The 26775-nt window shown below is 73.6% G+C and carries 25 protein-coding genes; 12 read left to right on the plus strand and 13 right to left on the minus strand.

The genetic code is table 11. The features are described from left to right. Nucleotides 1–141: 141 nt before the first annotated feature. The 3 genes from ACFP3R_RS21995 to ACFP3R_RS22005 all read right to left on the minus strand — a co-directional run bounded on the left by ACFP3R_RS21995 (nucleotide 142) and on the right by ACFP3R_RS22005 (nucleotide 4369). On the minus strand, nucleotides 142–1626 hold the full coding sequence (locus tag ACFP3R_RS21995) for a glutathione S-transferase family protein (RefSeq protein ID WP_380638251.1): 1485 nt from the start codon (nucleotides 1624–1626) through the stop codon (nucleotides 142–144). A 260-nt stretch (nucleotides 1627–1886) separates the two neighbouring features. Next, complete coding sequence (locus ACFP3R_RS22000) at nucleotides 1887–3380, minus strand: family 43 glycosylhydrolase (protein ID WP_380638252.1); 1494 nt, start codon at nucleotides 3378–3380, stop codon at nucleotides 1887–1889. Nucleotides 3381–3421: 41 nt separating this feature from the next. Further along, nucleotides 3422–4369 (minus strand): arabinan endo-1,5-alpha-L-arabinosidase, encoded by a 948-nt coding sequence (locus ACFP3R_RS22005; protein WP_380638253.1) that lies wholly within the window; start codon nucleotides 4367–4369, stop codon nucleotides 3422–3424. Nucleotides 4370–5028: 659 nt separating this feature from the next. On the opposite strand from ACFP3R_RS22005, the gene ACFP3R_RS22010 reads away from it, so the two are divergent. From ACFP3R_RS22010 to ACFP3R_RS22035, 6 genes are all read left to right on the plus strand, one after another. Then, entirely contained in the window at nucleotides 5029–5556 is a 528-nt protein-coding gene (locus tag ACFP3R_RS22010; protein WP_380638254.1) for a hypothetical protein, read from the plus strand. Between the two features lie 72 nt (nucleotides 5557–5628). After that, on the plus strand, nucleotides 5629–5814 hold the full coding sequence (locus tag ACFP3R_RS22015) for a hypothetical protein (RefSeq protein WP_380638255.1): 186 nt from the start codon (nucleotides 5629–5631) through the stop codon (nucleotides 5812–5814). A gap of 143 nt (nucleotides 5815–5957) precedes the next feature. Further along, a complete protein-coding gene (locus tag ACFP3R_RS22020; protein WP_380638256.1) occupies nucleotides 5958–7214 on the plus strand; it encodes an ABC transporter substrate-binding protein in 1257 nt (418 codons plus the stop codon). Next, complete coding sequence (locus ACFP3R_RS22025; RefSeq protein WP_380638257.1) at nucleotides 7211–8161, plus strand: carbohydrate ABC transporter permease; 951 nt, start codon at nucleotides 7211–7213, stop codon at nucleotides 8159–8161. Before ACFP3R_RS22020 ends, ACFP3R_RS22025 begins: the two co-directional genes overlap by 4 nt. Beyond that, nucleotides 8158–8997, plus strand: coding sequence for a carbohydrate ABC transporter permease (locus tag ACFP3R_RS22030; protein ID WP_380638258.1), 840 nt, complete (start codon nucleotides 8158–8160; stop codon nucleotides 8995–8997). Before ACFP3R_RS22025 ends, ACFP3R_RS22030 begins: the two co-directional genes overlap by 4 nt. Continuing rightward, nucleotides 8994–9599, plus strand: coding sequence for a hypothetical protein (locus ACFP3R_RS22035; RefSeq protein WP_380638259.1), 606 nt, complete (start codon nucleotides 8994–8996; stop codon nucleotides 9597–9599). The genes ACFP3R_RS22030 and ACFP3R_RS22035 overlap by 4 nt, the downstream gene beginning before the upstream one ends. Here ACFP3R_RS22035 and ACFP3R_RS22040 read toward each other — a convergent pair. Both ACFP3R_RS22040 and ACFP3R_RS22045 read right to left on the minus strand, forming a co-directional pair. Next, a complete protein-coding gene (locus ACFP3R_RS22040; protein WP_380638260.1) occupies nucleotides 9535–9927 on the minus strand; it encodes a hypothetical protein in 393 nt (130 codons plus the stop codon). The two genes, ACFP3R_RS22035 and ACFP3R_RS22040, sit on opposite strands and share 65 nt — an antisense overlap. 114 nt (nucleotides 9928–10041) lie before the next feature. Beyond that, nucleotides 10042–10254 (minus strand): hypothetical protein, encoded by a 213-nt coding sequence (locus ACFP3R_RS22045; RefSeq protein WP_380638261.1) that lies wholly within the window; start codon nucleotides 10252–10254, stop codon nucleotides 10042–10044. Nucleotides 10255–11013: 759 nt separating this feature from the next. On the opposite strand from ACFP3R_RS22045, the gene ACFP3R_RS22050 reads away from it, so the two are divergent. After that, nucleotides 11014–12579 (plus strand): serine/threonine-protein kinase, encoded by a 1566-nt coding sequence (locus tag ACFP3R_RS22050; protein WP_380638262.1) that lies wholly within the window; start codon nucleotides 11014–11016, stop codon nucleotides 12577–12579. A 7-nt stretch (nucleotides 12580–12586) separates the two neighbouring features. Here the strand turns inward: ACFP3R_RS22050 and ACFP3R_RS22055 are convergent, their stop codons facing one another. Further along, nucleotides 12587–14863: a heavy metal translocating P-type ATPase gene (locus ACFP3R_RS22055; RefSeq protein ID WP_380638263.1), complete on the minus strand. Its 2277-nt coding sequence runs from the start codon at nucleotides 14861–14863 to the stop codon at nucleotides 12587–12589. Next, on the minus strand, nucleotides 14856–15821 hold the full coding sequence (locus tag ACFP3R_RS22060) for a hypothetical protein (RefSeq protein WP_380638264.1): 966 nt from the start codon (nucleotides 15819–15821) through the stop codon (nucleotides 14856–14858). Before ACFP3R_RS22060 ends, ACFP3R_RS22055 begins: the two co-directional genes overlap by 8 nt. 160 nt (nucleotides 15822–15981) lie before the next feature. On the opposite strand from ACFP3R_RS22060, the gene ACFP3R_RS22065 reads away from it, so the two are divergent. Then, on the plus strand, nucleotides 15982–16263 hold the full coding sequence (locus tag ACFP3R_RS22065) for a metal-sensitive transcriptional regulator (protein ID WP_380638265.1): 282 nt from the start codon (nucleotides 15982–15984) through the stop codon (nucleotides 16261–16263). Nucleotides 16264–16616: 353 nt separating this feature from the next. Here the strand turns inward: ACFP3R_RS22065 and ACFP3R_RS22070 are convergent, their stop codons facing one another. The 5 genes from ACFP3R_RS22070 to ACFP3R_RS22090 form a co-directional block, all read right to left on the minus strand. Next, nucleotides 16617–17291, minus strand: a complete 675-nt coding sequence (locus tag ACFP3R_RS22070; RefSeq protein WP_380638266.1) for a hypothetical protein — start codon at nucleotides 17289–17291, stop codon at nucleotides 16617–16619. A gap of 28 nt (nucleotides 17292–17319) precedes the next feature. Further along, a complete protein-coding gene (locus ACFP3R_RS22075; RefSeq protein WP_380638267.1) occupies nucleotides 17320–18744 on the minus strand; it encodes a substrate-binding and vWA domain-containing protein in 1425 nt (474 codons plus the stop codon). After that, the gene (locus ACFP3R_RS22080) at nucleotides 18741–19856 is read right to left on the minus strand and encodes a hypothetical protein (RefSeq protein WP_380638268.1); all 1116 of its coding nucleotides are present in this window, start codon (nucleotides 19854–19856) and stop codon (nucleotides 18741–18743) included. Before ACFP3R_RS22080 ends, ACFP3R_RS22075 begins: the two co-directional genes overlap by 4 nt. Nucleotides 19857–20256: 400 nt before the next feature. Continuing rightward, nucleotides 20257–21336, minus strand: coding sequence for a GDSL-type esterase/lipase family protein (locus ACFP3R_RS22085; RefSeq protein WP_380638269.1), 1080 nt, complete (start codon nucleotides 21334–21336; stop codon nucleotides 20257–20259). A gap of 216 nt (nucleotides 21337–21552) precedes the next feature. Further along, nucleotides 21553–21969 (minus strand): universal stress protein, encoded by a 417-nt coding sequence (locus tag ACFP3R_RS22090; protein ID WP_380638270.1) that lies wholly within the window; start codon nucleotides 21967–21969, stop codon nucleotides 21553–21555. Between the two features lie 550 nt (nucleotides 21970–22519). Here ACFP3R_RS22090 and ACFP3R_RS22095 point away from each other — a divergent pair. The 3 genes from ACFP3R_RS22095 to ACFP3R_RS22105 all read left to right on the plus strand — a co-directional run bounded on the left by ACFP3R_RS22095 (nucleotide 22520) and on the right by ACFP3R_RS22105 (nucleotide 25792). Continuing rightward, the gene (locus ACFP3R_RS22095; RefSeq protein ID WP_380638271.1) at nucleotides 22520–23218 is read left to right on the plus strand and encodes a DJ-1/PfpI family protein; all 699 of its coding nucleotides are present in this window, start codon (nucleotides 22520–22522) and stop codon (nucleotides 23216–23218) included. A gap of 247 nt (nucleotides 23219–23465) precedes the next feature. Further along, nucleotides 23466–24593: a cysteine synthase family protein gene (locus ACFP3R_RS22100; protein WP_380638272.1), complete on the plus strand. Its 1128-nt coding sequence runs from the start codon at nucleotides 23466–23468 to the stop codon at nucleotides 24591–24593. Continuing rightward, nucleotides 24590–25792, plus strand: coding sequence for an ATP-grasp domain-containing protein (locus ACFP3R_RS22105; protein ID WP_380638273.1), 1203 nt, complete (start codon nucleotides 24590–24592; stop codon nucleotides 25790–25792). Before ACFP3R_RS22100 ends, ACFP3R_RS22105 begins: the two co-directional genes overlap by 4 nt. An 8-nt stretch (nucleotides 25793–25800) precedes the next feature. On the opposite strand, the gene ACFP3R_RS22110 is transcribed toward ACFP3R_RS22105, so the two are convergent. Beyond that, nucleotides 25801–26061: a zf-HC2 domain-containing protein gene (locus ACFP3R_RS22110; protein WP_380638274.1), complete on the minus strand. Its 261-nt coding sequence runs from the start codon at nucleotides 26059–26061 to the stop codon at nucleotides 25801–25803. A gap of 64 nt (nucleotides 26062–26125) precedes the next feature. On the opposite strand from ACFP3R_RS22110, the gene ACFP3R_RS22115 reads away from it, so the two are divergent. Beyond that, entirely contained in the window at nucleotides 26126–26680 is a 555-nt protein-coding gene (locus ACFP3R_RS22115) for a sigma-70 family RNA polymerase sigma factor (protein ID WP_380638275.1), read from the plus strand. Nucleotides 26681–26775: the final 95 nt, after the last annotated feature.

The raw sequence follows: 26775 nt of genomic DNA on the forward strand, positions 1-26775 counted from the left end.
CGGATGATCCTCTTGAGAAGCCTCATGTGCACCCGTTCCTCACGTGGTTGGGGGACCCAGTGTTCCCACACCCGTCCGCGGGGGGCAATGGACCGCACGACCGGTTCACCCGTTTCGTCCTGCGGCCCCGACCGGTGCGGCCTACTGGTAGGAGATCATCGCCGGCGCCGGCCGGTAGCGCATCGTCTGCTCCGGGGAGAGCATCGGGCGGTCCTCGTCGTAGAAGTTCTTCCACCCCATCGGCACGCCCTCGTGGGGGCGCGCCGCGACGACGGCGTCCCAGGTGGCGGTCTTCTGACCGGTGGTGCCCTGGCCGTCCATGTGGATCAGCACGGCCACCTCGTCGTGGGTGGTCACCAGCGACCGCTCGTCGCGGATCATGGAGAGCTGGAACTGGTGGACCACCAGCAGCTTCTGCGGCAGGGCGTTGCGGGCGGTCAGGGCCGCCAGCCAGGCCGCGGTCTCGTTGATCTCGGCGGCGTCCACGCCGCCGATCCGCTCCAGCGGCACCTGGTCCGGCCCGAGCTTCCACTCCGGGTCCACCGCGAGGCCGACGTGCGGCAGCTCCAGCAGCGGCGCGTACCGCTTCGCCTGGTCCAGCAGTTCGGCCCGACCGGGTTGCAGGTCGAGCACGACGTAGAGGCCGGCCCGCCCGGCGGCCTCGACCCAGGGCCGCAGGGACTCGACGGCGGCTTCGCCCGAGTAGTCGCCGTCGGGACCGGGTGCGGCCTGCGCGACGGTGGCGATGATCTCGAACGCCGGCACCACGGGGACGTCGCTGACCGGCTCGTACCCGGCCGCCACCTCCCGGGCCCGCGCGACGGCCGCGTCCACGCCCTGTTCGCCGAGCACGCCGAGGGCGGGTGCGCCGGGATGGCCGTACAGGCACACCAGCCGCCGACCGGGGAACAGCACCTGGCCGCCGCCCGGCAGCTCGACGCCGCGGGAGGCCACGTCCAGCCGGGCCCGGAGCCGGTCCGCCGGGCCGAAGTCCCCGCCCACCGCCAGGACGGCCGTCGGCGGGGCGCCGCGCAGCGCCTCGATCGCGGCCGGGTCGGCTCGCGGGTCGGCCCCGCGCACGCCGATGACCCGGGCGCCCGCCGCGCGCGCCGTGGCGGCCGCCGCCGCGTCGTCCCGGGTGGCGGTGACCAGCACGGTCACCCCGACCGGCGCGGGCGGGTCGGTCCGCGGCAGGCCCCCGGGCAGCTCGGCGGTCGCGGTGTCGACGGTGAGCACGGGCACGTCGCCCGCCGTCGACTCGGCCACGGGTCGCACCCCCGCGCCGACGGCGAGCACGGCGCGCGGGGACAGCCTGGTCAGCTCGCGGCGCAGGGCGTCGGTCGCCGGTGGCGGAACGGGTGTGCCCGAGGGGGCGAGGAGCAGCGGGGCGCCGAGCCGTTCCGCGACGGCGCCCGCACCCGCCGCGTCCGGGTGCCCGGCCACCACGACGACGGGCGCGCTGCGGAACAGGGCGGCGCTGGTCGCGATCGCGGCGTCCCCGCCGTCACCCACGTCCAGGACGGTCAGCGCGGCCGAGGGCGCGGCGACCTCCGCGGCGCTCGGCGCGGCCCGGTCCGGGCCGGTCGGCCCGGCCGTGCACCCGGCGAGCAGGACGAGCGGGATCACCGCCGCCAGGTGTCGCGCTTCCCGTGCGGACGACCGACCCCACAAGCGATTCCCCTTCCACGAAGACCCCGGCGGCCGGGATCGGCCACCGGGGTCCACCGTATCCCCGACGGGTGGTCGCGGCAGCACGGCACCGGACCCGGCCGGGGTCACCGGCAGCACGGCACCGGACCCGGCCGGGGTCACCGGCAGCACGGCACCGGACCCGCCCGGGATGGCCGGCGACGGAAGGGCGCCGCCGGCCACCGGGGTTGCCGAGGTCAGGCGGCGGGTTCACCCGAGGGGGCGGGGAGTTGCGTGCCCAGCCGGACCGGGGTGCCGAAGTTCGGTGTCCCGTCGGAGTTCCAGGTGAACTCCTGCGCCCGCGTGGAGCGGTTCATGTCGCAGCCGCCGCCCGCGCTGTCGTTGGCGTGGTAGACGATCCAGTCCTCCGTCCCGTCGGGCGACTTGAAGAACCCGTTGTGGCCCGGGGCGAACACGCCGTTGCCGTCGTTGCGCTGGAACACCGGGTTCGGCGACTTGGTCCAGTGCGACCGGTTCAGCGGGTCTGAGCCGGTCAGCGTCAGCAGGCCCAGCTTGTAGTCCGGGCCCCAGCAGGCGCTGGCCGAGTACACGATCATGGTGCGGCCGTTGCGGTACAGCGGTTCCGCGCCCTCGTTGACCGGGTGGGTCTGCCGCTCCCACGACAGCGTCGGCTGGGAGATGGTCCGGCGCGACCCGCTGATCGTCCACGGGTTGGACAGCGGGGTGATGGTCAACGACTGGGTGCCGTCGGTCGCGCTGCCCATCAGGTACAGCTTCCCGCCGTGCTGGAGGATGCTCGGGTCCAGCTCCCAGGTGTTGCCCAGGTCGGCCTTGAACGAGTACGGCCCCATCGGGTCCGAACCGGAGGACTCCAGCACGTGCAGCCGCTGGGTGGGGTTGAAGTCCGGCACGTTCTGCCCGGCCACGTAGTACAGGTACCAGCGGCCGCCCAGCAGGTGGAACTCCGGCGCCCACATGTTGCAGCACCCGTTGGGGCGACCCGAGAGGTTGAACACCACCTGGTCGGCCGCGCTCGACAACCCGGCCAGCGTCCGCGAGCGGCGCATGGTGATGGTGGAGTTCCACGTGGTGGTGGCCAGGTGGTAGTAGCCGTTGTGGAACTGGAGCCACGGGTCCGGGCCGTTGCGCTTGATCGGGTTGGTGAACGTCCCCGGCGCGCTCGACCCCAGCTTGACCAGCTGCCACTGCTGGTTGGTGCCGCCGGTGTCGGGCCACTGGATGAGCTGGGCGCCGTCGGCGGTGGAGGAGTCGAGCACGTCGACGGCCTTGCCGCTGGCCCGGTTGAGCAGCCGGACGTGGCCGCCGTCGGAGTCGGCCAGGCGGAACTGCTGGCCGGTGCGGTTGGCGTCGGTGTTCTGCACCAGGCCGGTCCGGTCGGCGGTGGAGGTGAAGTCCAGCACCTTGCCGCTGTGCCGGGACCTCAGCCGGTAGTAACCGCCGCCGGAGTCCACGAACTGCCACTGCTGCCACGCCCCGTCGTTGCGCGTGTACTGCGAAATCCGCGCGCCGTCGGCCGTGGCCAGGTCGTAGACGTCCAACGCCTTGCCGCTGTTGCGGTTGACCAGCACGTACGAGGCGCCGGTGTCCACCGTGGCCGCCGACGCGGTGGGCGGCAGGGCGGAGGTGACGCCGCCGAGCAGCACGGTGGTGGTGGCCAGGACTAGCGCGGTCCGCCGTCGGCGACGCGGACCGCTGGTGATCGGTGTCAAGGTCTTCTCCCTGCGACGCGGCACGGGCTGTGCCCGGACGGTCAGTAGACGTAGGGCCAGCCGGCCGAGTCGAGCCTCATCAGGTTGATGCCGAGCAACGACGCGCCGTTGTCGGCGTAGTAGTGGTAGACGAGGACGTCGCCGTCGCCGTCGGCCAGCACGTCCTGGTGCCCGGGGCCGTGGATGCCGCCCTGACCCGCCAGGATCTCGGTGCCGCCGCCGGAGGTCAGGGCAGTGCCGTTTCGGTCGACGTAGGGGCCGGTGACGCTGGTGGAGCGGCCGACCATGACGCGGTAGGTGCTCGCGGCGCCCTGGCAGCACCGGTCGAACGAGACGAACAGGTAGTAGTAGCTGCCGCGCTTGACGATGTTCGGCGCCTCGATCGCCCCGCCGTTGCGCCCGGCGATGGAGCGCACCGTGCTGTCCGACCGCAGGCCGGTGGAGGAGTTCAGCGCGATCATCTTGATGCCCGACCAGAACGAGCCGAAGCTCAGCCACCAGCGGCCCTGGTCGTCCACCACCAGGTCGGGGTCGATGGCGTTGAAGTTGTCGCTGGTGCGCGACTCGATCACCAGGCCGCGGTGGGTCCAGGTGCCGGAGTTGCCGCTGGGGCTGGTGGCCAGGAAGATCGCCGACCGGTTCGAGCCGAACGTGGAGGCCGAGTAGTACAGCCAGTACTGGCCGTTGCGGTAGGTGATGTCCGGCGCCCACAGGTTGCGGCCGTTGTTGGTGTAGGTGTTCGCCCACGACGTGCCGTTGGGGAAGGCCGCGCCGGCGTTGCGGAACGCGGTGCGGTCGCCCGAGGTCTTCAGCGCGATGCCGTTGCCGGTGTGGGCGACCAGGTAGCTGCCGTCGGGGCGCTTGACCACGCTCGGGTCGTGCACGCCGACGTCGCCGGTCACCCGGCCGGGGCCGGGGTAGGCCGATGCGGACGGCGCCGCCACGGCGGTCACGGACAGGACGAGCAGCGCTGTCAGAACGCGTTTCATCGATGAGACCACGATGTCCTCGATTTCTGTTCTGGCGGGTGGGTGCGACGGCGGCGCGGCCTGGTGCGCGCCGGTCCGGTGGACGGGCGCGCACCCGGGGGAACGGGAGCGGGGAACGGGGGTGGGGAACGGGGTGCGGGGAACGGGGTGCGGGGGCAGGCGTCAGCGCGCGGGCGTCCGGCACCGGTGTGCTGATCCGCACGGTGCCTGGACCCCGGCCACCCGGGTGGTCGCATACGTGCGGGGACCCATGCTTCGCCTCCTTGCGAGCAGGAATCGTGGCGCGCGGTGGGTGGTGTTCCGAGCGGGCGCCACCGGCGCGTTCTCAGCACGATAACGATCCCGACACCGACTGACAAGGGACTCTGTTATCGCTAACAAGCACTGCGCAGTCGAATTGTTCGACAGCGCTTCGACGAATCATGTTGTCAGCTGCGACAAGGCAAGATCGATTCGTGTCGGATGATCTTCCGCGAAGCCGCTTCTGTTATCGCTCACATCTGCCCAAGGCGCGAGCCCGCCCCTCCCGTCGATCAACTTCGCTACTCGCGGTGTTCATCCAGTAACGCAGCGACAACCCTGCCCGATGTGACCCGTGACCACCACCGAGACCCGCCCCGGCCACCCCGGCGCCGGTCCGACACCCGAGAGGTCCGTGGATGAACGGGATTCGAGCCGCCCTGCGCACCGCCGTCCCCTGCCTGGTCGCCGCCGCCGCGCTGACCGGCGTCGCGCCGACCGCCCAGGCGGTCGTCGCGCAGACCTGCCTGGTCAACGAGGTGGTGACGTTCAGCCAGCCGGTCACCAACACCCCGCAGACGGTCACCGTCACCGTCCAGGGCCAGCTCGTGAACTGCCTCAACGGCTCCGCCGCCACCGGCTCGTACACCGAGACCGCCACGCTGCCGAACTACAGCTGCACCCAGCTCTTCTACCAGGGCAGCGGCACCCGCACCCTGACCTGGACCGACCCGGCCGTCCCGCCGAGCACCTACTCCTACAACCGGACGTCGAGCCGGGTGGGCGCGAACATCGTCATCCTGCTGCTGGGGTCGATCACCTCGGGCACGTTCGCCACCGAGCCGGCGAAGATGCAGCTCACCGCCCTGAACCCGGACCCGATCAGCTGCGCCACCACGGGCATCCCCAGCCTGACGCTGCTGGGCGTCCTCACCGTGGGCCTCTGACCGGCGCCGGCCGGGAGGCGCCCGACCGCGCGTAGGCGCCCGGCGCGGTGCCCGGCGGGAGTGCCGGGCCAGGTGGGACTGGTCGTAGCACCCGACGGCCGGGGCGACCTGCGCCGGCGGTGGCCCGTCGAGCAGCAGGCGGCGGGCCGGGTCGACCCGGCGGCCGGTGAGGTGGCGGTGCGGTGGCAGGCCGAACCCGCGGACCGGGCGTTCCGGGCCGGCGGCCGGCCGCTCGGCGGCGCCCGGATGCTCCCCTGACGGGCGGCCGCCCCCGCGGTCGGGAGCGGCGCCGTCACCCCGAAGCGGCCATTGACGTGGGGGGAACGGGCTCGTAGCCTCCCGGAAAACGCTTTCCGCTATTGCGCGTGGTTCCGGACGAATCCGACCCCGGAGGACGGCCCATGGGTGCGACGAGGCACTTCAGGAAGGTGGCGGCGGCGGGGCTGGTCCTGGCCGCCGTCCTGACCGGCTGCGGTGACGACGCGGCGTCCGGGCCGGTCACGCTGCGGTACGCGTGGTGGGGCAACGCCGAGCGCGCCGAGCTGATGCAGAAGGCCATCGACCTGTTCCACACCAAGCACCCCGACATCCGGGTCACGCCGAGCTTCCAGGAGTTCGAGGCGTACTGGCAGAAGATGGCCACCGAGACCGCGGGCGGCAACGCGCCGGACGTGCTCCAGATGGACTTCGCCTACCTGCGCGAGTACGCCGACCGGGGCGCGCTCTACGACCTGGGCGAGCAGGAGGGGAAGATCGAGTTCGACGACCTCCTGGAGGGGCTCGAGGACGCGGGCGAGGTCGACGGCCGCCGCTACGGCGTGCCGGTCGGCGCCAACACCTGGGGCTACGTCTACAACCCGGAGCTGTTCACCCGCGCCGGCGTGGCCGAGCCGAAGCCGGGCTGGACGTGGGACGACTACCGCGCCGCCCTGCGGCAGATCACCGAGCGGACCGGCGTGCACGGCGGCGGCAACTACATCGGCAGCTACTACAACCTGGAACTCCAGCTCCGCCAGGAGGGCGGGCTGCTGTACACCGAGGACGGCCGGCTCGGCTTCGACGAGGCGCGCCTGGCGAGGTTCTTCCAGGAGGGCGTGGACCTCTCCGAGGCCGGGGCCGTCCTGCCGGTCGAGAAGGGCGTGCAGATCAAGCCCTCGTTCGCGCTGGAGCTGGACCTGGTGGCGGGCGACCTGGGCTGGGACAACTTCACCGCCCGCTACGCGAACGCCACCGAGGCCGAGCTGGAGCTGGGGCCCGTGCCCGGAGGTGAGGAGAGCTCCAGCGGCCAGTACCTCAAGCCCGCGATGATGCTGAGCCTGTCCCGGCGCACCGAGCACCCCGAGGCCGCCGCCGAGCTGGTCTCGTTCATGGTCAACGACCCCGAGGCCGGGCAGATCTTCGGCGCCAACCGGGGCCTGCCCCCGACCAACGCCCAGCGCGCCGCCGCCCGGCTGGAGGGGCCGCTCGCGGCGGTGGCGGCCTACGAGGACGCGGAGCGGGAGCGCTTCGGCCCGACGCCGCCCGCGCCGCCGAAGGGCGCCGGCAGCCTGGAGCAGGCGTTCGTCCGGATCGTCGAGGAGCTGCTGTACGACCGGATCACCGTGGACGAGGCGGTCGACCAGTTCTTCGCCGAGGCCGAAGAAACCCTCGGGTCGTGACGAGGACGGCGGCGCGCCCGCCCGACCTCGCCGCGGCGCCGGTCCCCGCGCGCGAGCGGGGCCGGCTGCCCGGCGACGGCGTGGCGGGCTACCTGTTCCTGTCGCCGTGGATACTGGGGATCGTCGCGCTGACCCTCGGCCCGATGCTGACCTCGCTGTACCTGTCGTTCACCGACTACGACCTGTTCGGCACACCGGAGTGGGTCGGCCTGGACAACTACGGGCGGATGTTCTCCGACTCCCGCTGGCTGAACTCGCTCCAGGTCACCGCGCTGTACGTGGTGCTCGCCGTGCCGGTGAAGCTGGCCGCCGCGCTCGCCGTGGCCGTGCTGCTGGACAACCGGCGGGGCGGGCAGGGCTTCTACCGCGCGGCCTTCTACGGCCCCTCGCTCATCGGCGGCAGCGTCAGCATCGCGATCGTGTGGAAGGTGGTGTTCAGCGACGACTCGGTGGTGGACCGGCTGCTGCGCGCCGTGGGCATCGACACCGGCGGCTGGGCGGGCAACCCCGACTTCTCCGTGCTCATGCTGGTGCTGCTGGCCGTGTGGCAGCTCGGCGCGCCGATGGTGATCTTCCTGGCGGGGCTCAAGCAGGTGCCGCGCGACCTGTACGAGGCCGCGGAGGTCGACGGGGCCGGACCGTGGCGGCGGTTCCGCTCGATCACGCTGCCGATGATCTCGCCCGTGGTGTTCTTCAACCTGGTGCTGGAGGTGATCAACGCCTTCCAGGTCTTCACCTCGGCCTACGTGGTCGGCGGGCCGAACGGCCAGCCCGCCGGGAGCACCCTGTTCTACACCGTCTACCTGTTCGACCGCGGCTTCGGCGACTACCGCATGGGCTACGCCTCGGCCATGGCGTGGATGCTGCTGCTGGGCGTCGGGCTGGTCACGGCGTTCCTGTTCCGCACCGCGCGCGGCTGGGTCCACTACTCGGGGGACGCGCGATGAGGCGACAGCGGGTGCACGGGGTGGTCTGGCACCTCGGCGTGCTGGTCCTGCTGGGCGTCGTGCTGTACCCGGTCGTGTGGGTGGTGGCGTCGACCTTCAAGCCGTCGGCGGAGATCCTGGGCGACCTGCGGCTGCTCCCGGACGCGGCCACCACCGCCAACTACGAGCGCGTGTTCGACGGCGTGGTCGGCATCGACGTGGCCCGCTTCTTCCTCAACTCCACCGTGCTGGCCCTGCTGTCGGTGGTCGGCACGGTCGCGTCGTCCGCGCCCGCCGCCTACGCCTTCGCCCGGCTGCGCTTCCGCGGCCGCACCCCGCTGTTCGCGGTGATGATCGCGACGCTCCTGCTGCCCGTGCACGTGCTGATCATCCCGCAGTACGTGGTGTTCCAGCGGCTGGACCTGGTCGACACCTACGTGCCGCTGCTGGTGGGCAAGTTCCTGGCCGCGGAGGCGTTCTTCGTGTTCCTCATCGTGCAGTTCATCCGCACCCTGCCGCGCGACCTGGACGAGTCGGCCAAGATCGACGGCGCCGGGCAGTGGGGCGTCTTCTGGCACGTAGTCCTGCCGCTGTGCCGCCCGGCGCTGATCACCACGGCGATCTTCACGTTCATCTGGAGCTGGAACGACTTCTTCGGACCGCTGATCTACCTCAGCACCCCGGACAAGTACCCGCTGCCGCTGGCGCTCCAGCTGTTCATCGACGAGACCACCGGCTCGGACTTCGGCGCGCTGATGGCCATGTCCGTGCTCGCGCTGGTGCCGGTCGTGCTGTTCTTCCTGTTCTTCCAGCGCTTCCTGGTCGAGGGCGTGTCCACCACGGGGATCAAGGGATGAGGAAGCTCGCGCTGCTGGGCGAGTGCCTGACCGCCGGGCTGCTGGCGCTGCTGGCCGCGCTGCCGGTGGTGACGCTGCTGCCCGCGCTGGCGGCGGGGTGCGCGCACGTCAAGGCCCACGTCGACGGCGAGAGCACCGCGGTCCGGGCCTTCTTCGGCCACGTGCGCGCGGCGTTCCCCGGCGGCTGGCAGCCGTCGCTGGGCGTGGTCGCCGCCTTCGGCGTGCTGGCCGCGGACCTGGTCCTGCTCGACGCCGGCCTGGCCGGCGGCCAGGTCGTCGCCGCGATCCGCGCGGCCGCCGGCGCGGGGCTCGCGGTGGTCGTCCTGCGCGCGGCCGCCGGCTGGTCACCGGGCAGGACGTGGGGCGAGGTGCTGCGCGCGGCGGCGCGGCACGGCGCGGGGGACGCCCGCGGTTCCCTGCTGCTGCTCCTGGCGCTCGCCGTCCTGACCGTCATCACGTGGCAGCTGCCGGTGCTGTTCCTGCCGGCGTTCGGCTGCCTGCTGATGGCGGCGGTCGCGGTGGACCGCCGGCCCCGGGTCAGAAGTGGTCGGACCGCGTCAGCGCGTGCTCGAACGCGTCCGCGTTCGCGACGAGCATCGTGAGGGGGTGCTCGGACTCCTCCCGGACGCTCAGGTCCTCCAGCGGCACGGCGTGCTTGAGCAGGGCCACGCCGTCCACCACCGCCGCGCCGCCGACGAGCGAGGAGCCGGCGAGTTCGAGCAGCCGCCCCTGGTCGACCGCGTCGGCCCGGCCGACCGGCGAGGACATCTCCAGCCACCTCCGGCCGGCCTCGTCGGGCACGTGGTGCACCGAGACCTGCTGGGTGCGGCCGTCGCCCGTGTCGAGCCGGAAGCGCAGCCAGTCGTCGGTCTCCTCCAGCACCTCGTAACGGGTGCGGACGTAGTTGATCACATCGGTCCAGGTGGTCACGCTCGTCTGCCTCCCGCGTTCGGCCGCCACCACCGTAGTACCAGGGTCGGCTCGACGCCCGGAGACCCGGCTCATCGGGGTGGGGCCGGTCGCCGACCGGCCCCACCCGCCACCTCAGCCGTCCTGGCCGCGGTGGGCGCGCAGCTCGCGGCGCGCCCGGTGACGGCCGCGGCGGCGCTCCCCGCGCCGGAAGTGGTACCACTCCCGGTTGCCGCCCCTGGTGTCGTCCCGGATCGGGCGGCGGGGGTTGCCTCCCCAGTGGCACCCGGCCACGCGGTGACGGGAATCGGCGCTGTCGGCGGTGACCTCCTCCGGCAGCGTGCACACCCGGCGCGGTGGTCGTGCACGGGCACGCAGGTCACCATCGGGGAGTCGGCCATCCGCACCCAGCGGGGCCTGGTCTTGTCGGTCCTGCTCATCCGGTCGCCTTTCGGCTCCGTGACGCCCCGGGACGGGGCCGTCATGAGAGCTGGTGCACCGCGATCACCTCGGACGTCGGGCAGGACCCCGGCACCGACGTTACCGCGAACCGCGGCTCGACCCGGTCCGCTCGTCGGTCCACCGGGGTTGGGGCACCCGGTGTCGCGGGATGTGTCGATCGGAGGACAGCCGGGTACCCAGTTCGGGTGAACCCGGACGAACGGGCCCCTCGACGCGGGCCCGCACCCTCCCCCGAGCAGGTCGCCGCCAGCATGCGCTTGGCGGTCGCGAGACTGCGGTTCCAGATCGGCTCCACCGCCAACCACGCCGTGGCGGCGGCCCGCGCGGTGGCCCCGCCGGTCCCGCGCGTGCGGTGAGGGCGGGAGTTCCCGGAAGGACTTCCCGCTGCCGCGCCGAGCGGCATGGGCAGCGGTTCGGACGCCTGCGCGGCCCCGCGCGGTCCGCGCGATGCCTGAGGACTGCTCATGACCCACGGTGTCGCCCCTTCCCGGAACGGGATCGTCGAAATCCGTTCGAATTCGAGGTTGCCCAGGTCAGCGCCGGGTAGTGCGGTGCGCCGATCGTCCGACAGCCGAAGGGCCTGTTTGCACTCTCCGTTATCAGGGCACTCGAAAGTGGTCCACGGGCGCGACCGGAGGTATGTCGGTGTCACAGTCGGTTAGTGAGAACGAGGTGGCAGGCCGCTACCGGCTCATCGAGCCGATCGGCACGGGCGGCATGGCCGAGGTGCACCGGGGTTGGGACACCGTCCTGCGGCGGCACGTGGCGATCAAGCTGTTCCAGCCGGGGTTCGACCCCGCCGCCGCCCAGCGGTTCGACCAGGAGGTCCGCGCCCTGGCTGGGCTCTCCCACCCGGGACTGGTCTCCGTCTACGACGCCGACACCGAGGCGGGCACGCCCTTCGTCGTGCTCCAGCTCGTCGAGGGCGACACCCTGCGCCAGCGGATCTCGCGCGGACCGCTGCCCGTCGACCGGGTGCGCCGCCTCGGGGCCGGGCTGGCGGACGCGCTGGCCCACGTGCACTCCCGCGGTCTCGTGCACCGCGACGTCAAGCCGTCCAACATCCTGCTCGACCAGGAGGAGAACCCCTACCTCGCCGATTTCGGCCTGGTCCACCTGACCGGCGCCACCCGGCTGACCCGCACCGACCAGATGGTGGGCACCGCCGCCTACCTCGCCCCGGAGCAGGTGCTCGGCCAGGACATCGACCCCCAGGCCGACGTCTACGCCCTCGGCCTGGTCCTGCTGGAGTGCCTGACCGGGCGGCGCGAGTACGGTGGCGGCGACGTCGAAGCGGCGATCGCCCGCCTGCACCGCGCGCCGGTCCTGCCCGAGCACCTGCCCTCCGACGTCGAGCACCTGCTGTCGCGGATGACCGCCGCCGAGCCCCACGAGCGCCCCGCCGCCCACGACTGCGCGGAGGTCCTGGCCGCGGAAGCCGCGGGCCTGGTCCCCCTCCCCCGCTCCTGCACCACCCCCGCCGGCGGGATCTCCCTGCCCCGCGGTGCCGCCCCGGCCGCCGTCACCGGCCCCGCCGCCACCGCACCGGACATCGCCACCCCGGACATCGCCACCCCGGCCGCCGCGCCGGAGATCGCCGCACCCGCCGCCACCCTGGCCGCCACCGCGCCGGTCATCGCGCCGGACGCGACCGCCCCGGCCGTCGCGCCGAGCGCCACCGCCCCGGCCGTCGCACCAGCCATCGCGCCGGACGCCACCGTCATGACCGCCGCACCCCCGCGCGAGCGGCGACTGCCGAACAAGACGCTCCTCACCTCGGCGGGCGCGCTGTTCGGGGCGTTCGCCATCACCACGGCCCTGACCTGGGGCGACGAGCCCGCGACCTCCGCGCCCGTCCCCACCACCTCCCCCTCCGCCCCGGTCCAGTCCGCGGCCACGGCGCCACCGGGCTCACCGGGCACGCCGGCGCAGGTCACGGCCGGCCCCCGGCAGGTCGTGAACCCGCCGCAGGCGACCGACGCGCCGCAGGTCACCACCACCGCGCCACCGGTGACGACGTCCGCGGCGACCCCGGTCCCCACGAGCCAACCCGCCGCGGGGCCGGACACCGGCACCACCACGGAGCCGACAGAGCCGGTCGTCCCCACCACCGTCCCGCAGCAGACCTCGGACCCGGTGGAGCCCACCACCGACGACCCCGGCACCACCGCCGAGCCGGAGGAGCCGACCGCACCGAGTTCGAGCGGCTGACCGGCGGTCAGGCCACGCGCGCGGGGACCTTCGCCGCGGTGGGCTCGGCCCCGGCGGGCGACGTGGTCGCGGTGGTGCCCCGGAAGCCGCGCAGCCGCAGGCTGTTGCTGACCACGAACACGCTGGAGAACGCCATGGCGGCCCCGGCGATCATCGGGTTGAGCAGGCCGGCGGCGGCCAGGGGCAGGGCGGCGACGTTGTAGGCGAAGGCCCAGAACAGGTTGCCCTTGATCGTGCCCAGGGTGCGCCGGGCCAGCCGGATCGCGTCCACGGCGGCCAGCAGGTCGCCGCGCACCAGGGTGAGGTCGCTCGCCTCGATCGCCGCGTCCGTGCCGGTGCCCATCGCCAGCCCCAGGTCGGCCTTGGCCAGGGCGGCGGCGTCGTTGACCCCGTCACCGACCACGGCCACCACCCGGCCCTCGGCCTGGAGGCGCGCCACCACGTCGACCTTCTCCTCGGGCAGCACTTCGGCGATGACCTCGTCGATGCCGACCTCGACCGCGACCGCGCGGGCGGCGGCGGAGTTGTCGCCGGTCAGCAGCACCGGCGTCAGGCCCAGCTCCCGTAGCCGCCGGACGGCTTCGGCGGAGGTGGGCTTGACCGTGTCCGCGACCGCCAGCACGGCCTTGGCCTCGCCGTCCCAGGCGACCAGCACGGCGGTGTGCCCGAGTTCCTCGGCGGCGCGCTTGGCCCCGGCCAGGTCACTGTCGAGGTGCACGGACCACTCGGCCAGCAGCCGCTCGCGGCCGACGACGACCGCGTGCCCGTCGACCACGCCCTGAACGCCCACGCCCTCGTGGTTGCGGAAGTCCTCGACGCCGGGCAGCTCCCCGACCCGGCCGGCCGCGCCGGCGGCGATGGCCTTGGCGATGGGGTGTTCGGAGGCGTGCTCCAAGGCACCCGCCAGGCGCAGCACCTCGTCCTCGTCGATCCCGGCCGCGGGGTGGACGGCGACCAGGCTCATCCGGCCGGTGGTGACGGTGCCGGTCTTGTCCAGCACCACGGTGTCGACCCGCCGGGTGGACTCCAGCACCTCGGGCCCCTTGATGAGGATGCCCAACTGGGCACCCCGACCGGTGCCGACCAGCAGCGCGGTCGGCGTGGCCAGGCCCAGGGCGCACGGGCAGGCGATGATCAACACCGCCACGGCCGCGGTGAAGGCCGCCGACACCCCTCCGCCCGCGCCGAGCCAGAACGCCAGGGTGCCCACGGCCAGGGCGATGACGACCGGCACGAACACACCGGAGACGCGGTCGGCCAGGCGCTGGGCCTCGGCCTTGCCGTTCTGGGCGTCCTCGACCAGCCGGGCCATCTGCGCCAACCGCGTGTCCGACCCGACCCGGGTGGCCCGCACGACCAGCCGCCCGCCGGCGTTGACCGTCGCGCCCACCACGGCGTCGCCGGGGCCGACCTCGACCGGCACCGACTCGCCGGTCACCATGCTCGCGTCGACCGCCGAACCGCCCTCGTCCACGACACCGTCCGTGGCGATCTTCTCACCGGGCCGGACGACGAACCGGTCCCCCACCGCCAGCTCCGCGACCGGGACACGGGTCTCACGGCCGTCGCGCAGCACCACCACGTCCTTGGCACCCAGCTCCAGCAGCGCCCGCAGCGCGGCCCCGGCCCGCCGCTTGGAGCGGGCCTCGAAGTAGCGGCCCGCCAGGATGAACACCGTCACCCCGGCCGCGACCTCCAGGTAGATCGCCCCCGCGCCGTCCGTCCGCGTGACGGTCAGCTCGAACGGGTGGGTCATGCCGGGCCGCCCGGCGGTGCCGAACAGCAGCGCGTAGAGCGACCAGCCGAACGCCGCGATCGTGCCCATCGAGATCAGCGTGTCCATCGTCGCCGCGCCGTGCCGCAGGTTGGCCCACGCCGCCCGGTGGAACGGCCACGCGCCCCACACCAGCACCGGCGCGGCCAGCGCCAGCGAGATCCACTGCCAGTACGTGAACTGCCACGCCGGGACCATCGCCAGCACCACCACCGGCACCGCCAGCACCGCGGACACCACCACCCGCTGCCGCAGGGACCGGATCGGGTCCTCCACCACCTCGGCCTCGGGTTCGGCGGCGGGCAGGGCGGCCCCGTAGCCGGCGGCCTCGACCTGGGCGACCAGGGTCAGCGGGTCCACCCCCTCGGGGAAGGTGACCCGGGCCTTCTCGGTCGCGTAGTTGACGCTCGCGGTCACGCCGTCGAGCTTGTTGAGCTTGCGCTCGATCCGGTTCGCGCACGAGGCGCAGGTCATGCCCGTGATGGACAGTTCGAGCCGGGTGTCAGCCATGGCCGTGCTCCTCCTCTTCCCCGTGCCCGGCGGGCGCCGTCGAGGTCCGCGCGGGCCCTTCCGGGGTTCCCCGGGTGGTCAGGGTGAACTCCGCCGTGCGCACGACCCCGCCGTGCCGGAAGTCCAGGAACAGGCGGTACCCGCCGGCGGAGGGCACCTCGGCGACGAACGCGATGCCGGGCCCCGCCGCCGTCCTGCCGTCCCCCGGCGCGCCCTCGGGGTGGACGTGCAGGTAGGCGAGGTCGCCCCGGCGCAGCGCCACGAGGTGGCCGTAGGCGCCCAGGTGGGGCTCCAGGTCGGTGACCGGCTCGCCGGCCCGGCTCACGGTCAGCGTCACCGGGGACGCCTCGCCGGGTTCCAGCTCGCCGTCCAGGCGCACCTCGTACCCGTCGACCACGGCCACCCGCGACGGCGCGTGCTCCCGGGGCTCGAACCACCCGGCGGCGGTCACGTCCACGCCCAGGGTCGTCGCCTCCCCGCCGGTGGGCCTGAAGTCGGCGAACACCCGGTAGGACCCCGCGCCCGACACCTCCAGCGACGCCGTCCACGTGCCGTCCGGGGCCATCCCGGGGTGCACGTGCCGGAAGCCGGAGGTGTCCCGGCGCACCACGACCAGGTGCATCCGCTCGTCGTGCTCGACGTCGAACGCGGTCACCGCCGCGCCGTCGGGCCCGGTGACCCGGAACGAGAAGGTGTCGGTGGCCCCGGCGGTCAGCGTCGTGTCGACGGGCGCGAGGGTGTAACCGCCCCGGGACGACGCCAGCCCGGCCGGCAGGCCCCGCCCGGCCCCCGCGACGGCGCCGCGGTCGTCCCCGTGCCCGGCGTCCCCGCCGCCGGACCCGTCGTGGCCCGCGGCCCCGACGGGCAGGGGACCGACAGCGCTCCCGACCGCCCAGGCGCCACCGGCGGCCAGGGCGAGCACCGCACCGTAGGCGGAGAGCCTCGCTGCTGCTTTCATGTCGACGTCCTTCATGGTGGTGGGGGGCGGGGAGGCTGGTGCGCCCCCTCGCCCGACACCGCCCAACATACCCCTATGGGGTATCAATCCCCAACGAGACCCCGGCCACCCCCGCCCCCGCGATATCGTGGACGCCGTAGACCTGCGGAGAGGACTCGTCATGCCCGGCTACGCAGACCGCCGCGACGACCACCTGAAGCGGTTGCGCCGCATCGAGGGCCAGGTCCGGGGCCTCCAGCGGATGATCGGGGACGACGAGTACTGCATCGACGTGCTCACCCAGATCGCCGCCGCCACCAAGGCGTTGCAGGCGGTGTCGATCAGCCTGCTCGACGAGCACCTGCGGCACTGCGTGGCCCAGGCCGCCGAGGAGGGCGGCGAGGTGGCCGAGGCGAAGATCGCCGAGGCGAGCGCGGCCATCGGGCGACTCGTGCGGTCCTGATCCCTCCCGCACGCGCTCGACGGGAGCGTCCGACGCGGCCCGGCCGAACGGCGTGCCACCCCCCGGTTCTTCCAGCGCTGAAGCGCTCGACCGTACAGGTGACCGGTGTGGGCGGACGGGTGAAGGGGCTTATGAGTTCCGCCGAGGCGGCGCACCGTGACAGCGAAGCCCTGAACCGTTTCCGCCACGGAGGCCGACTATGACCACGGAAACCACACCCACGCCGCAACCGCACGCGGGTGGCTGCAACTGCTGCGGCGGCTGCACCGGACCCGGCTGCGGGTGTTGCTCCAGCTGCTAGACCGGACCCGGCGGGCGGCCGCGCTCCGGCTCGGCCGCGCACCGGGGCGGGACTACTGGAAGATCGCGACCGGCAGGATGTCGAGTTCGCCCGCCTCGCCCCGCCACGGCTGGGCCTTGCCCAGGCAGCGCGCGTAGAACACGCCCTCCGGGATCTCGTCGTCCAGGTGGATGTCCTCGCCCGAGCACTCCATCCGGACGTGGGCCCCGGAGTCGTCCCTCCCGATGGCCGCCAGGAACACGATCTTGTCGTTGGGCCCCTTGGCGAGCCGGAACTTCCCCTTCACCGACACGTACACGTCCCGGGGGCCGTCACCCAGCTCCGACAGCCTCGTCCGCCGCCACACCACGTTGGTCTGGACGCGCAGGTTCGCCAGGTCGACGTGCACGATGCCGCGCGCGCTGTCCAGCGCCTTCATCACGACGCCGAGCACCTCCACCGGCTCCGCGTGCTTCACGTAGGTGTTGACGATCTGGTGCTCCACCGACCCGCCACCGACCAGGTCGACGAGCCTGACCCCGATCTGGAGCTTGCCGTCCCTGGTGACGGTGACGCGTTCCTGCACCTCCCGGACGAGCGCGTCGCCGTAGCCGCCGCCCTGGTAGAGGCTCATGACCCGCCCCTTGTTCAGCAGCAGCGGCAGGCCGGGCACGGGCACGGGACCCCGGCCGCGCCGCAGGTTCACCACCACCACGCCGAGCGCCACCAGCACGGCCAGGACGGTCACACCCCACACGATGTTCCAGAACGCTCCGCTACCGGCACCCACGGATCTCCCTCACCGCCTCCAGCAACGACTTCGTCGTCGCGTCCACGACACGGCCACCGCTGGCCCGCGCCACCCGGTCCAGCTCCGCGAGGTCCGCCTCGCCGAAGCGGATCGGGTACGTGGGCGCCCCGGCCCGGCCGACGCGCAGGAACTCGTCCACCGCCATGCCCGCGTTGTTCTCCCCGTCGGTCATCAGCACGATCGACGCCTCCCCCCGAACGAGCCCGTGGGCGTGGTCGAGGGCGGACCAGATCGCCGTGTGGTCCCGGAAGTCCCCGGACCCCACGACGGCCAGCAGGCCGTCCAGGTCCTCCCGCGTGGAGATCGTCACCGAGAACTCCTCCAGCACCTCGCCGGCGAACCGCACCACCGTGACCGTCTCGCCGAGGTGGAAGCGCTCGAACCCGTTCAGGGCGGCGAACGCCTCCCGCAGCCGCGCGGCCCTCTCCCCCGCCATGGAGGTCGAGTAGTCGAGCACGAAGACGACCTGGCGGCCGGTGCCCGCCCGGTCGTAGAACGCCAGCAGCCGGTCGATCACCTCCTGGCTGTCCGGGAAGTACAGCGCGTTCCCCAGGGGCTCCCGCAACAGCTCGACCCGCCGCACGGACGGGTCCACCGGCCGCCGCCACGTCCGCTGCATGATCAGCTCCTGGGCGGCCGGCGAGCGCAGCCAGTCCACCACCCGGTCGTAGACGGCGCGCTTCTCGGGCCGCAGCAGCGTGAGGGGGTAGTCGGAGAGCACGATCCCGTCGTGCGGGTACACGACCCGCAGGGGTTGCGCGAGCCTGCCCGAGGCGTTGAGCGACAGCACCTCCGACTCGTGCGCCACGATCGCGTCCACATCGGACTGGCGGTTCACGAACTCGTCGACGAGGTCGCGGGAGTCGAACGCCCGGCCTGCGAGGAACCCCTGGACGCGGTCGCACCCGACGTCCTCCGGGCGCAGCGCGGTGCCGGTGCCGGCGGCGGCGGTCGCGACCCCGATCAGCGCGGCCAGCCCCTCGCCCGACAGCCGGGGGTCGGCCATGCCGAACCTCAGCTCGCCCAGCGCCGCGCGGTCCGCGATGTCCGCCCACGTCGGCCGCTCCCCCAGCGGCACGTCCGGCTTCACGCCGAGCACCACCGGGGACAGCATGACGCTCGTCGACAGCGGCTCCTCACCCCCGCCCAGCCGCAGGAACCGGTTGGTGGACAACCAGGCCAGGTCGAAGCCGTCGAGCTCGGCGGCCGCCTCGACCGTGCCCCGGTGCTCCACCACCAGCTCCACCCCGGTGTCCCGTCGCAGCTCCGCCAGCACCGGGCCGAGATCGGCGAGCTCGGAGGTGGCCAGCACGCTCAGGCGGGCCGGCTCGGGCGTGCACGCCGCGCAGGCGGTCACCAGCAGGAGCGCGGCCGTGAACGCGGCCCTCACGCGCAATTGCCGACCTCCTTGCGCATCAGCTCGAAGAGCGGCACATCCGGCAGGTAGGCCCGGGTGTCGCTCAACCGGGGGACGGGCAGCCCCCGGCCGGAGACGAAGGCGCCGAAGTCCTCCTCCGGCTTGCCACCCGCGCCGAGCAGGCGGAACCCCAGCTCAACCGCCCGCTTGCGCAGATCCGCGTCCTGCATCAGCAGTTCGCCGATCCGGTCGCCCAGGGCGCCGAACGAGATCAGCTCGGGCACGCTCTGGTGCGCGGTCCTCGGGTAGAGCAGCACGCGGTCCCGGTCGGGCTGGGCGGAGGCGGCCTGGTAGGCGATGAACTGGTGCTCGTAGATGACCGCGATGGGCGCGAACGTGCGGCCCTCGGGCGAGAAGTACTTCGGCGCCATGTCCTCCAGGTGCTGGCCCTCGACGTTGAAGTAGGACTTGATCCGCTGGGCCAGGGCGATCGTGTCGGCCTCGCTCTTCGGCGTGTCGCGCTGGGCCGCGAACGCCACGAACCCGACGTACACGGCGCCCGAGTAGGTGCGGCACGGGTCCGGTGTCTGCACGATGATCCGGTTCTGGGTGTCGACGCCGAAGTCCGTCCACAGCTTCTTGTCGTCGATCAACCCCATCAGGGTCTCGATCGAGAGGTCGTAGTACAGCTCGCCCCCGTCCTGCTGGGGCACCACGGCCCCCGCCCGCACCAGCGCCTCCGCGTAGTCGCGGTAGGTGGAGAGCACGACCGGGCTGAAGAACGGCCGGTAGGGAACGGTGTGCTTGCCCGCCCGCCGCTCCTTGACCCGCTCGTTCGCCGTCTGACCGGAGGGGAACACGAAGTCGTAGGAGTCCAGGTCCTCCTTCTCCGCCAGGTCGAAGGACCCGACCGGCGTCACGTGCACCCGCAGCCCGTGGGTCAGCAGGATGCGCTTGACCTCGGGGTCCTGGAAGAACTCGCGCTTGGACGCGAGCATCGCCCGCACCTCGGTGACGTTGCGGAACGGGCCCGCCCACGTGCCCGACGCCACCAGAGCCAGGACGCCGACCAGCGCCACCAGAGCCGGTGGGACGACCCACCACCAGCCGAACCTCCGCAGCGGTCGGAAAACAGGCTCGTCCACGAGCCCCCCCTCGAACATCAACGCCCCCGGGCACACATTGAACGACGCCGGGCCGCCGCACGCACTCCGCCGATCAGACGACCTTGCCCGAGCGGATACCGCCGCGGGTGCGGAACGGCGGTCGGTTCACCCGAACAGCACCGTTCCATCAGCCGCGGATTCATTCACCCCGTTCCGGGTGGACCGGGGTTCGCAATTGTCGACCGCCCGAACGGCGGCGCATTCCGGGCGCGGGAATTCGGCGGCGAACTTCGTCGTCGCACCCGGGCGCGGGCTCGTGGCACCCGCGCGGCGAACGCGGTAGCGGTTACGACACCGCCGGGAGCCGTGTCCGCTGGTGTTCCCGTCGCGGGGGGGACCGGCACCGGTCTCGTCCCGGTGCCGGTCCCCCCGCTCGGGGTCAGCGGCTCGCGCAGGTGAGGACCGGCGTGGACGACGAGCTGCCGTTGGCGATGTAGCCGAACGTGGTCGAGGCGCTCGCGCCCAGGCGGCCGTTCCAGTCGGCGTTGCGGACCGACGCCGCGGCCCCGCTGCCGGTCGACACGCCGCCCCAGACCTGGTTGACCGCCTGCCCGGAGGCCAGGGACCAGGTGACCACCCAGCCGGTGATCGGGGACGCGCCGGCCCTCACGGTGACCTCGGCCTGGAACCCGCCCTGCCAGGAGTTGACCGCGCGGTGGGTGGCCGTGCACGCGCCGGGAGGCGGCGTGGTGGTGGTCGTGGTGGTCGACGTCGTGGTCGTGGTGGTGGACGTCGTGGTGGGGCCGTCGGTGATGCTGTCCGGGACCGCCCGCAGGGCGTTGTACCAGGTGGTGGCCATCTTGCTGTAGCCGCCGGCGTTGGGGTGCACGCCGTCGGCCAGGTCGGCGGTGGTCAGCGCCCGGTACATGTCGACCAGGTGCACCTTCTTGCCCGCGTCGGCGTTGCGCCGCACGAGGTCGGGGATGGTGGCGTTGAACGTGCGCACGGTCTGGTCGCCGGAGGACAGCGGGACGATCGTGGCCACGAACAGGTGCGCGTCGGGGGCCTGGGCGGTGATCTTGTCGACCAGCGCGGACAGGCGCCGGGGCGCGCCGCCGGGGTCGCCGCCGTACATGTCGTTGGTGCCGATGTGCAGCAGGATCGTGCGCGGGGTGTAGGTGCGCAGCCAGTTGGTGATGTTGGTGTCGATCTGGGCGATGGTCCACCCGGAGTGGCCCTCGTGGTCGCGGTCGCCCAGGCTGCTCGGCCCGTTCGCGGCCGAGCCGACGAAGTCGACGGCGTAACCGCCGGCGGTGAACTTCTGCCACAGGTCGACGCGGTAGCCGCCGGGCACGTTGAAGCCGTCGGTGATCGAGTCGCCCAGCGGCATCACCCGCACCGCCGCCGCGGGCGCGGTGCCGGAGGGGGCCTGCGCCGCGTTGATCGCGGGCGCCGCGACGAGCGCCGCCGCCGCCGTGCGCGCGGCGACGGCGGCGGACAACCGGGGTTTTCCGGCCATGGTCGTTCCTTCCCTGCTGTCGGTGCGGTCCGGCACGGCGGCGGCGCCGAATCCGTCCCCTGTGGACGGTCAAAGCCGGGGGCCGCGCCCGGACGAGCCGCGCGACCCCCGGAACCGTCCCGAGCGTACGGAAAGTTTCGGAAAAATCAACGGTTGTTTCGAGACGCCCCGCGCCCCGCCGCCCCGTGCGCCGCACGGCCACCGCCCGAACAGGGGTCAGCCGGCCGACCGCGCCCCGGTCGGGACCACCACGACCGGGCAGGTGGCGTGCGTCAGGCAGTGCGTGATCACCGAGCCCATGACCGTGACCCCGCCCCGCCGGTACCCGTGGCGCCCGAGCACCAGGCCGTCGGCCGTCTCCGCCAGCTTCACCAGGGCGGGCCCCGGTTCCCCGTCGAGCACCGCCTGTTCCACGCGCACGTCGCCGTACGCGGTCAACCGGGCCAGGGCGTCGCGCAGGGTGCGCAGCCGGGCACTGTGGAAGACGTCCTGGCCGCCGTGGGGCGTGTGCATCCCGCACACCGACACCACCACCACGGTGCCGCCGTCGCGGGTGTGGCGCACGGCCCACTCCAGGGCCGCCGCACCGGCGGGTGAGTTGTCCAAACCGACGACGATCTGCTTGGCGTCCACCAAGGGCCTCCTCGGCTGCGGTGTCGGCGAACGGGGCCACGTCGCGGATCAACGTGAGTGCGCCCGGTTCGAACGTCGCCGAACACGTAGGGGAATGGTCGGGCAATTGCCCATTCCCGTCGAGAGACCATTAGTGGTCTTTACGCCGTTCTTACGCCACGCCGATCACGGAAATAAGAAAGGAGCGACCAGAGCTTTAACGCGGCTTGACCCCCGGTCGAAAAAGCGACGAACCGTCACCGGTCGCCTGACCGGTGCGGGGCCCGCCGAGCGCGGTGGGGCGGCGGAAGAGGCGGGCAGGGGCGAGCCGTGGCGGACGGGCGAGCCGGCCCTCGTGGCGGGTCACCGGGGCTCCCCGCCCTCGCGCTGCCGACCGGGCGCAGGCACGCCGACCTCCCCGGCCTGCTCCGCGTGTCGACGCCAGCCGCTCGGGCGTGCGTGGCCGAAGGGGTGCCGCCGACCGCGTACCGGGGGGCTACTTGACCGGGCCCCGGAACTCCGCCGCCCCGCCGGCCGACCTCTGGGGAAACGGGAAAATCCGGAGGTCATCGTGGAACGTCGTGCTTTCCTGCGTGCTTCGGCGTTGTCGGTCGGCACGGCCGGCGGGCTCGGGGGGCTCGCGGCCGGGGCGCCTGCCGCGTCGGCGGCGAACCCGCTACGCGTGCAGGTGTTGATGTTCGACGGGGTCGAGGAGCAGGACTTCGCGGCCCCGGTGGAGGTGCTCGGGCTGGCCGGGCGGATGAGCGGCGGGGCCCTGACCACGACCCAGGTCACCACCGGCGGGCCGGGGGTGGTCACGTGCGTCCACGGCACGCGGGTCGAGGTGGCCCGGGGCTGGTCGCCGCGCGAGGCGGACGTGCTGGTGGTGCCCGGCGGCGGGTACAACGACAAGACCGGTCCGGGGGTCAACCGGCTGATCGGCGACCCCGGGTTCCTGCGCCGGCTGGCCGCCGCGGACGTGCTGCACGCCGGCATCTGCACCGGGGTCATGGCGCTGTCGGCCGCGGGGCTCACCAGGGGCCGCAACGCCACCACCCACTCGGGCGCGAAGGCCGACCTGGCGGCGCGGGGCGCGACCGTGGTGAACGCCCGCGTGGTCGACGACGGGGACCTGGTCACCGGCGGCGGCATCACCTCCGGGCTGGACGTGGCGCTGTGGCTGGTGGAGCGGTTCCTCGGGGCGCGGACGGCCCAGCGGGTGGAGACGGTGCTGGAGTACGAGCGGCGCGGCACTGTGTGGCGGGCCTGAAAGCCGCGTCGACAGCGGGAAATCGGCGCGGATCCGCGGCGGGCGGGAACCGGCGGCGGTCCGCCGCCGACCTGTGGGACTGGAACGGTGCAGCCACGGCCGGCACCCCGCCGCCGCTCCGCGACGTGCCCGCACCCCGCGTCGACACCCGAGGAGACCCACCGATGACCCTGACGCGCGCCACCCCGCCGGCCGCCGGCGACGCGCCGCACGCCGCCCACCCGCGCCCCACCGGGAGGTGACGACCGTGCGCGACCACAACGCCGTGGCGCCGCCGGTCCACGACCACGTCACCGACGCGGTCAAGGCGCCCTCGCTGATCCGGCTCACGCCGAACACCGTGCTGGTCCGCTTCGAGACCCTGAAGGTCTACGCCGCGCTCGGCGCGGTCCGACACCTCCTGGACACCGGCGTGGTCCGCCCCGGGCAGACCCTGGTCGACAGCTCCAGCGGCATCTACGCCCTCGCCCTGGCCATGGCCTGCCACCGCCACGGCCTGCGCTGCCACGTCGTCGCCTCCACCACGGTCGACGAGACCCTGCGCGCCCAGCTGGAGATCCTCGGCGTCACCGTCGACCAGATGCCGCCCTCCGACGACCTGCGCCTGGACCAGAACCGGCGGGTCGCCCGCGTCCGGGAACTCCTCGCCCGCCACCCCGACCTGCACTGGATGCGCCAGTACCACGACCCCGTCCACCACCTGGGCTACGCCGAACTGGCCGACCTGCTGCGCCGAGCCCTGCCCGACCAGCCGCTGACCGTCGTGGGCAGCGTCGGCACCGGGGCCTCCACCGGCGGGCTCACCCGGGCACTGCGCGAGCACGACCCCCTGACCCGGCTGGTGGGCGTGCAGCCCTTCGGCAGCGTCACCTTCGGCAGCGAACGGTTCACCGACCCCGACGCCATCATCGCCGGCATCGGCAGCGCCATCCCCTTCGACAACGTCCACCACCACCTCTACGACCGCGTCCACTGGCTGGACTTCCAGCACGCCATGGCCGCCACCATCGACCTGATGCGCGAACACGCCGTGTTCGCCGGCCTCTCCACCGGCGCGGCCCACCTGGTGGCGAGGTGGGAGGCGGCCCGCGAACCCGACCGCACGCACGTGGTCATCGGCGCGGACACCGGCCACCGCTACACCCGCCGCGTCTTCGCCCGCCACCGCGAGGCCCTCGACCCGGCGCTGCTGGCCCCCGTGGAGATCGCCTCGCTGGACCGGCTGGCCCCGCCGTGGGCCGCGATCGACTGGGCCCGCCGGTCGTACGGACCGGCCGTGCCCGCCCGGGAACGCCCCCGGGACACCACCCGGGAACACTCACCGGAACACCCCCGGGAACCGTCCCGGGACCTCAGGAAGGACCCTGTGCCGTGACCGTCGTGCTGCTCGAAGCCCTCACCTTCGGCCTCGGCCGCACCGCCGACGCCGCGGCCACCGCCGGGCACGACCTGGTGCTGCTCACCGGCGACCGGTCGATCTACCGCCACGAACTGTCCCGGCACGGCAGGCGGCTGCGGGTCGTGGACATCGACACCACCGACATCGCCACGTGCGAGCGCGTGCTGCGCGACCTCCCCGACCTGGCCGGGCTGATCAGCTCCACCGACACCTGGGCGCTGCCCGGCGCGGACCTGGCCCACCGCCTCGGCCTGCCGGGTCCCTCCCCCGAGGCGGTGCGCACCCTGCGGGACAAGGGCGCGGTCCGCGCCCGGCTGCACGAGCACGGCCTGAGCCGCGGCGGCCCGCTGGACCCGGCGACCGCCGACGTGTTCCCGCTGGTGGTGAAGGACTCCGCGGGCACGTCGTCCCGCGCCGTGTGGCTGTGCCGCACCCCCGCCGAGCGCGACGCCGCCCTGCGCGAGGCCGCCGACACCCCGCTCAAGGGCCGCCTGACCGCCGAACCGTACTTCGAAGGCCCCCTCTACAGCGCCGAGACCATCACCTGGCGGGGCCGCACCAGGCTGCTGGGCGTGCTCAGCAGGCAGCTGTCCCCCGAGCCCGTGAGGCGCGAGGAGGCCGCCGCGTTCCCGGTCGCCTTCCCGGAGGCCGACCTGGACGGGCTGGCGCGGTGGATCGGCCGCGTCCTCGCGGTCGCGGGCCACGAGCGGGGGTTCGCGCACACCGAGTTCGTGCTGACCGCTGACGGGCCCGAGGTGGTCGAGGTCAACGCCCGCATCGGCGGCGCCCTCGTCGGCGAGGCGCTGTGCAGGGCGCTGGGCGTCAACGCCTACGACGCAATGGTCCAGGTCGCCCTCGACGAGGAACCGGACCTGCTGACCGGGCCCGCGCCGACCGGGCCCGCGACCGGGTTCGTGCTGCTCTACCCGCGCGAGGCCGGGGTGCTGGAGGGCTGGTCCGGGCTGGAGCGCCTGCCCGACCTGCCCGGCGGCCCGGAGTGGTACCCGACCGCGAGCCCCGGCGACGTGCTCGAACATTTGGCCGACCAGCGGTCGTGCACCGGCATCGTGCTCGCCGAAGGCCCCACCGCCGAACTGGCCCTGCACCGCGCCCTGGCGGCGACGGGCGGCATCACCCCGCTGGTGCGGGCGCGGCAGCACGCCGCGGCGCCGTGACCGCGGGGTCAGGCGGCCCGCCGGTGGGCGGTGGGCCGCAGGTGCCGGGGCCCACCCCGCCGCCGGCCCTGCGGCGGGCCGTCGCCGTGGCCCGGTCCGTGGTGCGGCTCGTCGGCGCGGGCGGTCCTGGTCAGCGCCTGGGCCCGGGTCCGCCGGCGCGTGCAGGCCGCGCACTGCCCGAGGTGCGCGTCCACCTCGGCGGCGGGCCCGGGTTCGGCCTCGCCGTCCAGGCGGGCCGAGAGCGCTTCACGGCAGGTTTCGCAGTCCACGTCCCACTGGTCGCTCCGTTCGGCTCAAGAGTTCCCGGGCGCGGTGTGGTTACGATCCGGAATCGTGACAGAACCCGACGACGAGGTGACGCGCTGGGCGCTCCGGGCCCGCTCCGGCGACCGCGAGGCCCTGGAGCGGTTCGTCCGCGCCACCCAGCGCGACGTGTGGCGGTTCATCGCCCACCTGGCCGACGTCGGGGTGGCCGACGACCTCGCCCAGGAGACCTACGCCCGTGCCCTGACCAGCCTGCGCCGCTTCGCCGGGCGGTCCTCGGCGCGCACGTGGCTGCTGGTCATCGCCCGCCGCGTGGTGGTCGACCAGATCCGCAGCGCGCGGGCGCGGCCGCGCCTGTCCCCCGGCGTGGACTGGGTGCGGGAGGCCGACCGCAAGGCCGCCCACTCCGGCTTCGAGGACGTCGTCGAGCTGAACCTGCTGCTCGACGGGCTGGACCCGGATCGCCGCGAGGCCCTGGTGCTCACCCAGGTGCTGGGCCTGTCCTACACCGAGGCGGCCGAGATCGCCGGGTGCCCGATCGGCACCATCCGCTCGCGCGTCGCCCGCGCCCGCGACGACCTGGTGCGGGCCACCAACGACGACGAGGCCACCGAGGTCGGCTGAGGGTTTTCCCGCACCGGGGCCCGGTGCGGGAGGATGGCGCCGTGGCCGACGACCCCACGACGCCCGACCCCACGACGCCCGACCCCACCACGGCC

Origin of the sequence: Saccharothrix lopnurensis, assembly GCF_042658445.1 — a bacterium.
GTDB classification, from domain to species: Bacteria; Actinomycetota; Actinomycetes; order Mycobacteriales; family Pseudonocardiaceae; genus Actinosynnema; species Actinosynnema lopnurensis.

Bases quoted from the DNA above. Each gene is read 5' to 3' on its own strand.
- ACFP3R_RS22005 (WP_380638253.1), bottom strand. From the start codon at position 4,369: ATGAAACGCGTTCTGACAGCGCTGCTCGTCCTGTCCGTGACCGCCGTG.
- ACFP3R_RS22010 (WP_380638254.1), top strand. From the start codon at position 5,029: ATGAACGGGATTCGAGCCGCCCTGCGCACCGCCGTCCCCTGCCTGGTC.
- ACFP3R_RS22020 (WP_380638256.1), top strand. From the start codon at position 5,958: ATGGGTGCGACGAGGCACTTCAGGAAGGTGGCGGCGGCGGGGCTGGTC.
- ACFP3R_RS22030 (WP_380638258.1), top strand. From the start codon at position 8,158: ATGAGGCGACAGCGGGTGCACGGGGTGGTCTGGCACCTCGGCGTGCTG.
- ACFP3R_RS22035 (WP_380638259.1), top strand. From the start codon at position 8,994: ATGAGGAAGCTCGCGCTGCTGGGCGAGTGCCTGACCGCCGGGCTGCTG.
- ACFP3R_RS22055 (WP_380638263.1), bottom strand. From the start codon at position 14,863: ATGGCTGACACCCGGCTCGAACTGTCCATCACGGGCATGACCTGCGCC.
- ACFP3R_RS22060 (WP_380638264.1), bottom strand. From the start codon at position 15,821: ATGAAAGCAGCAGCGAGGCTCTCCGCCTACGGTGCGGTGCTCGCCCTG.
- ACFP3R_RS22065 (WP_380638265.1), top strand. From the start codon at position 15,982: ATGCCCGGCTACGCAGACCGCCGCGACGACCACCTGAAGCGGTTGCGC.
- ACFP3R_RS22085 (WP_380638269.1), bottom strand. From the start codon at position 21,336: ATGGCCGGAAAACCCCGGTTGTCCGCCGCCGTCGCCGCGCGCACGGCG.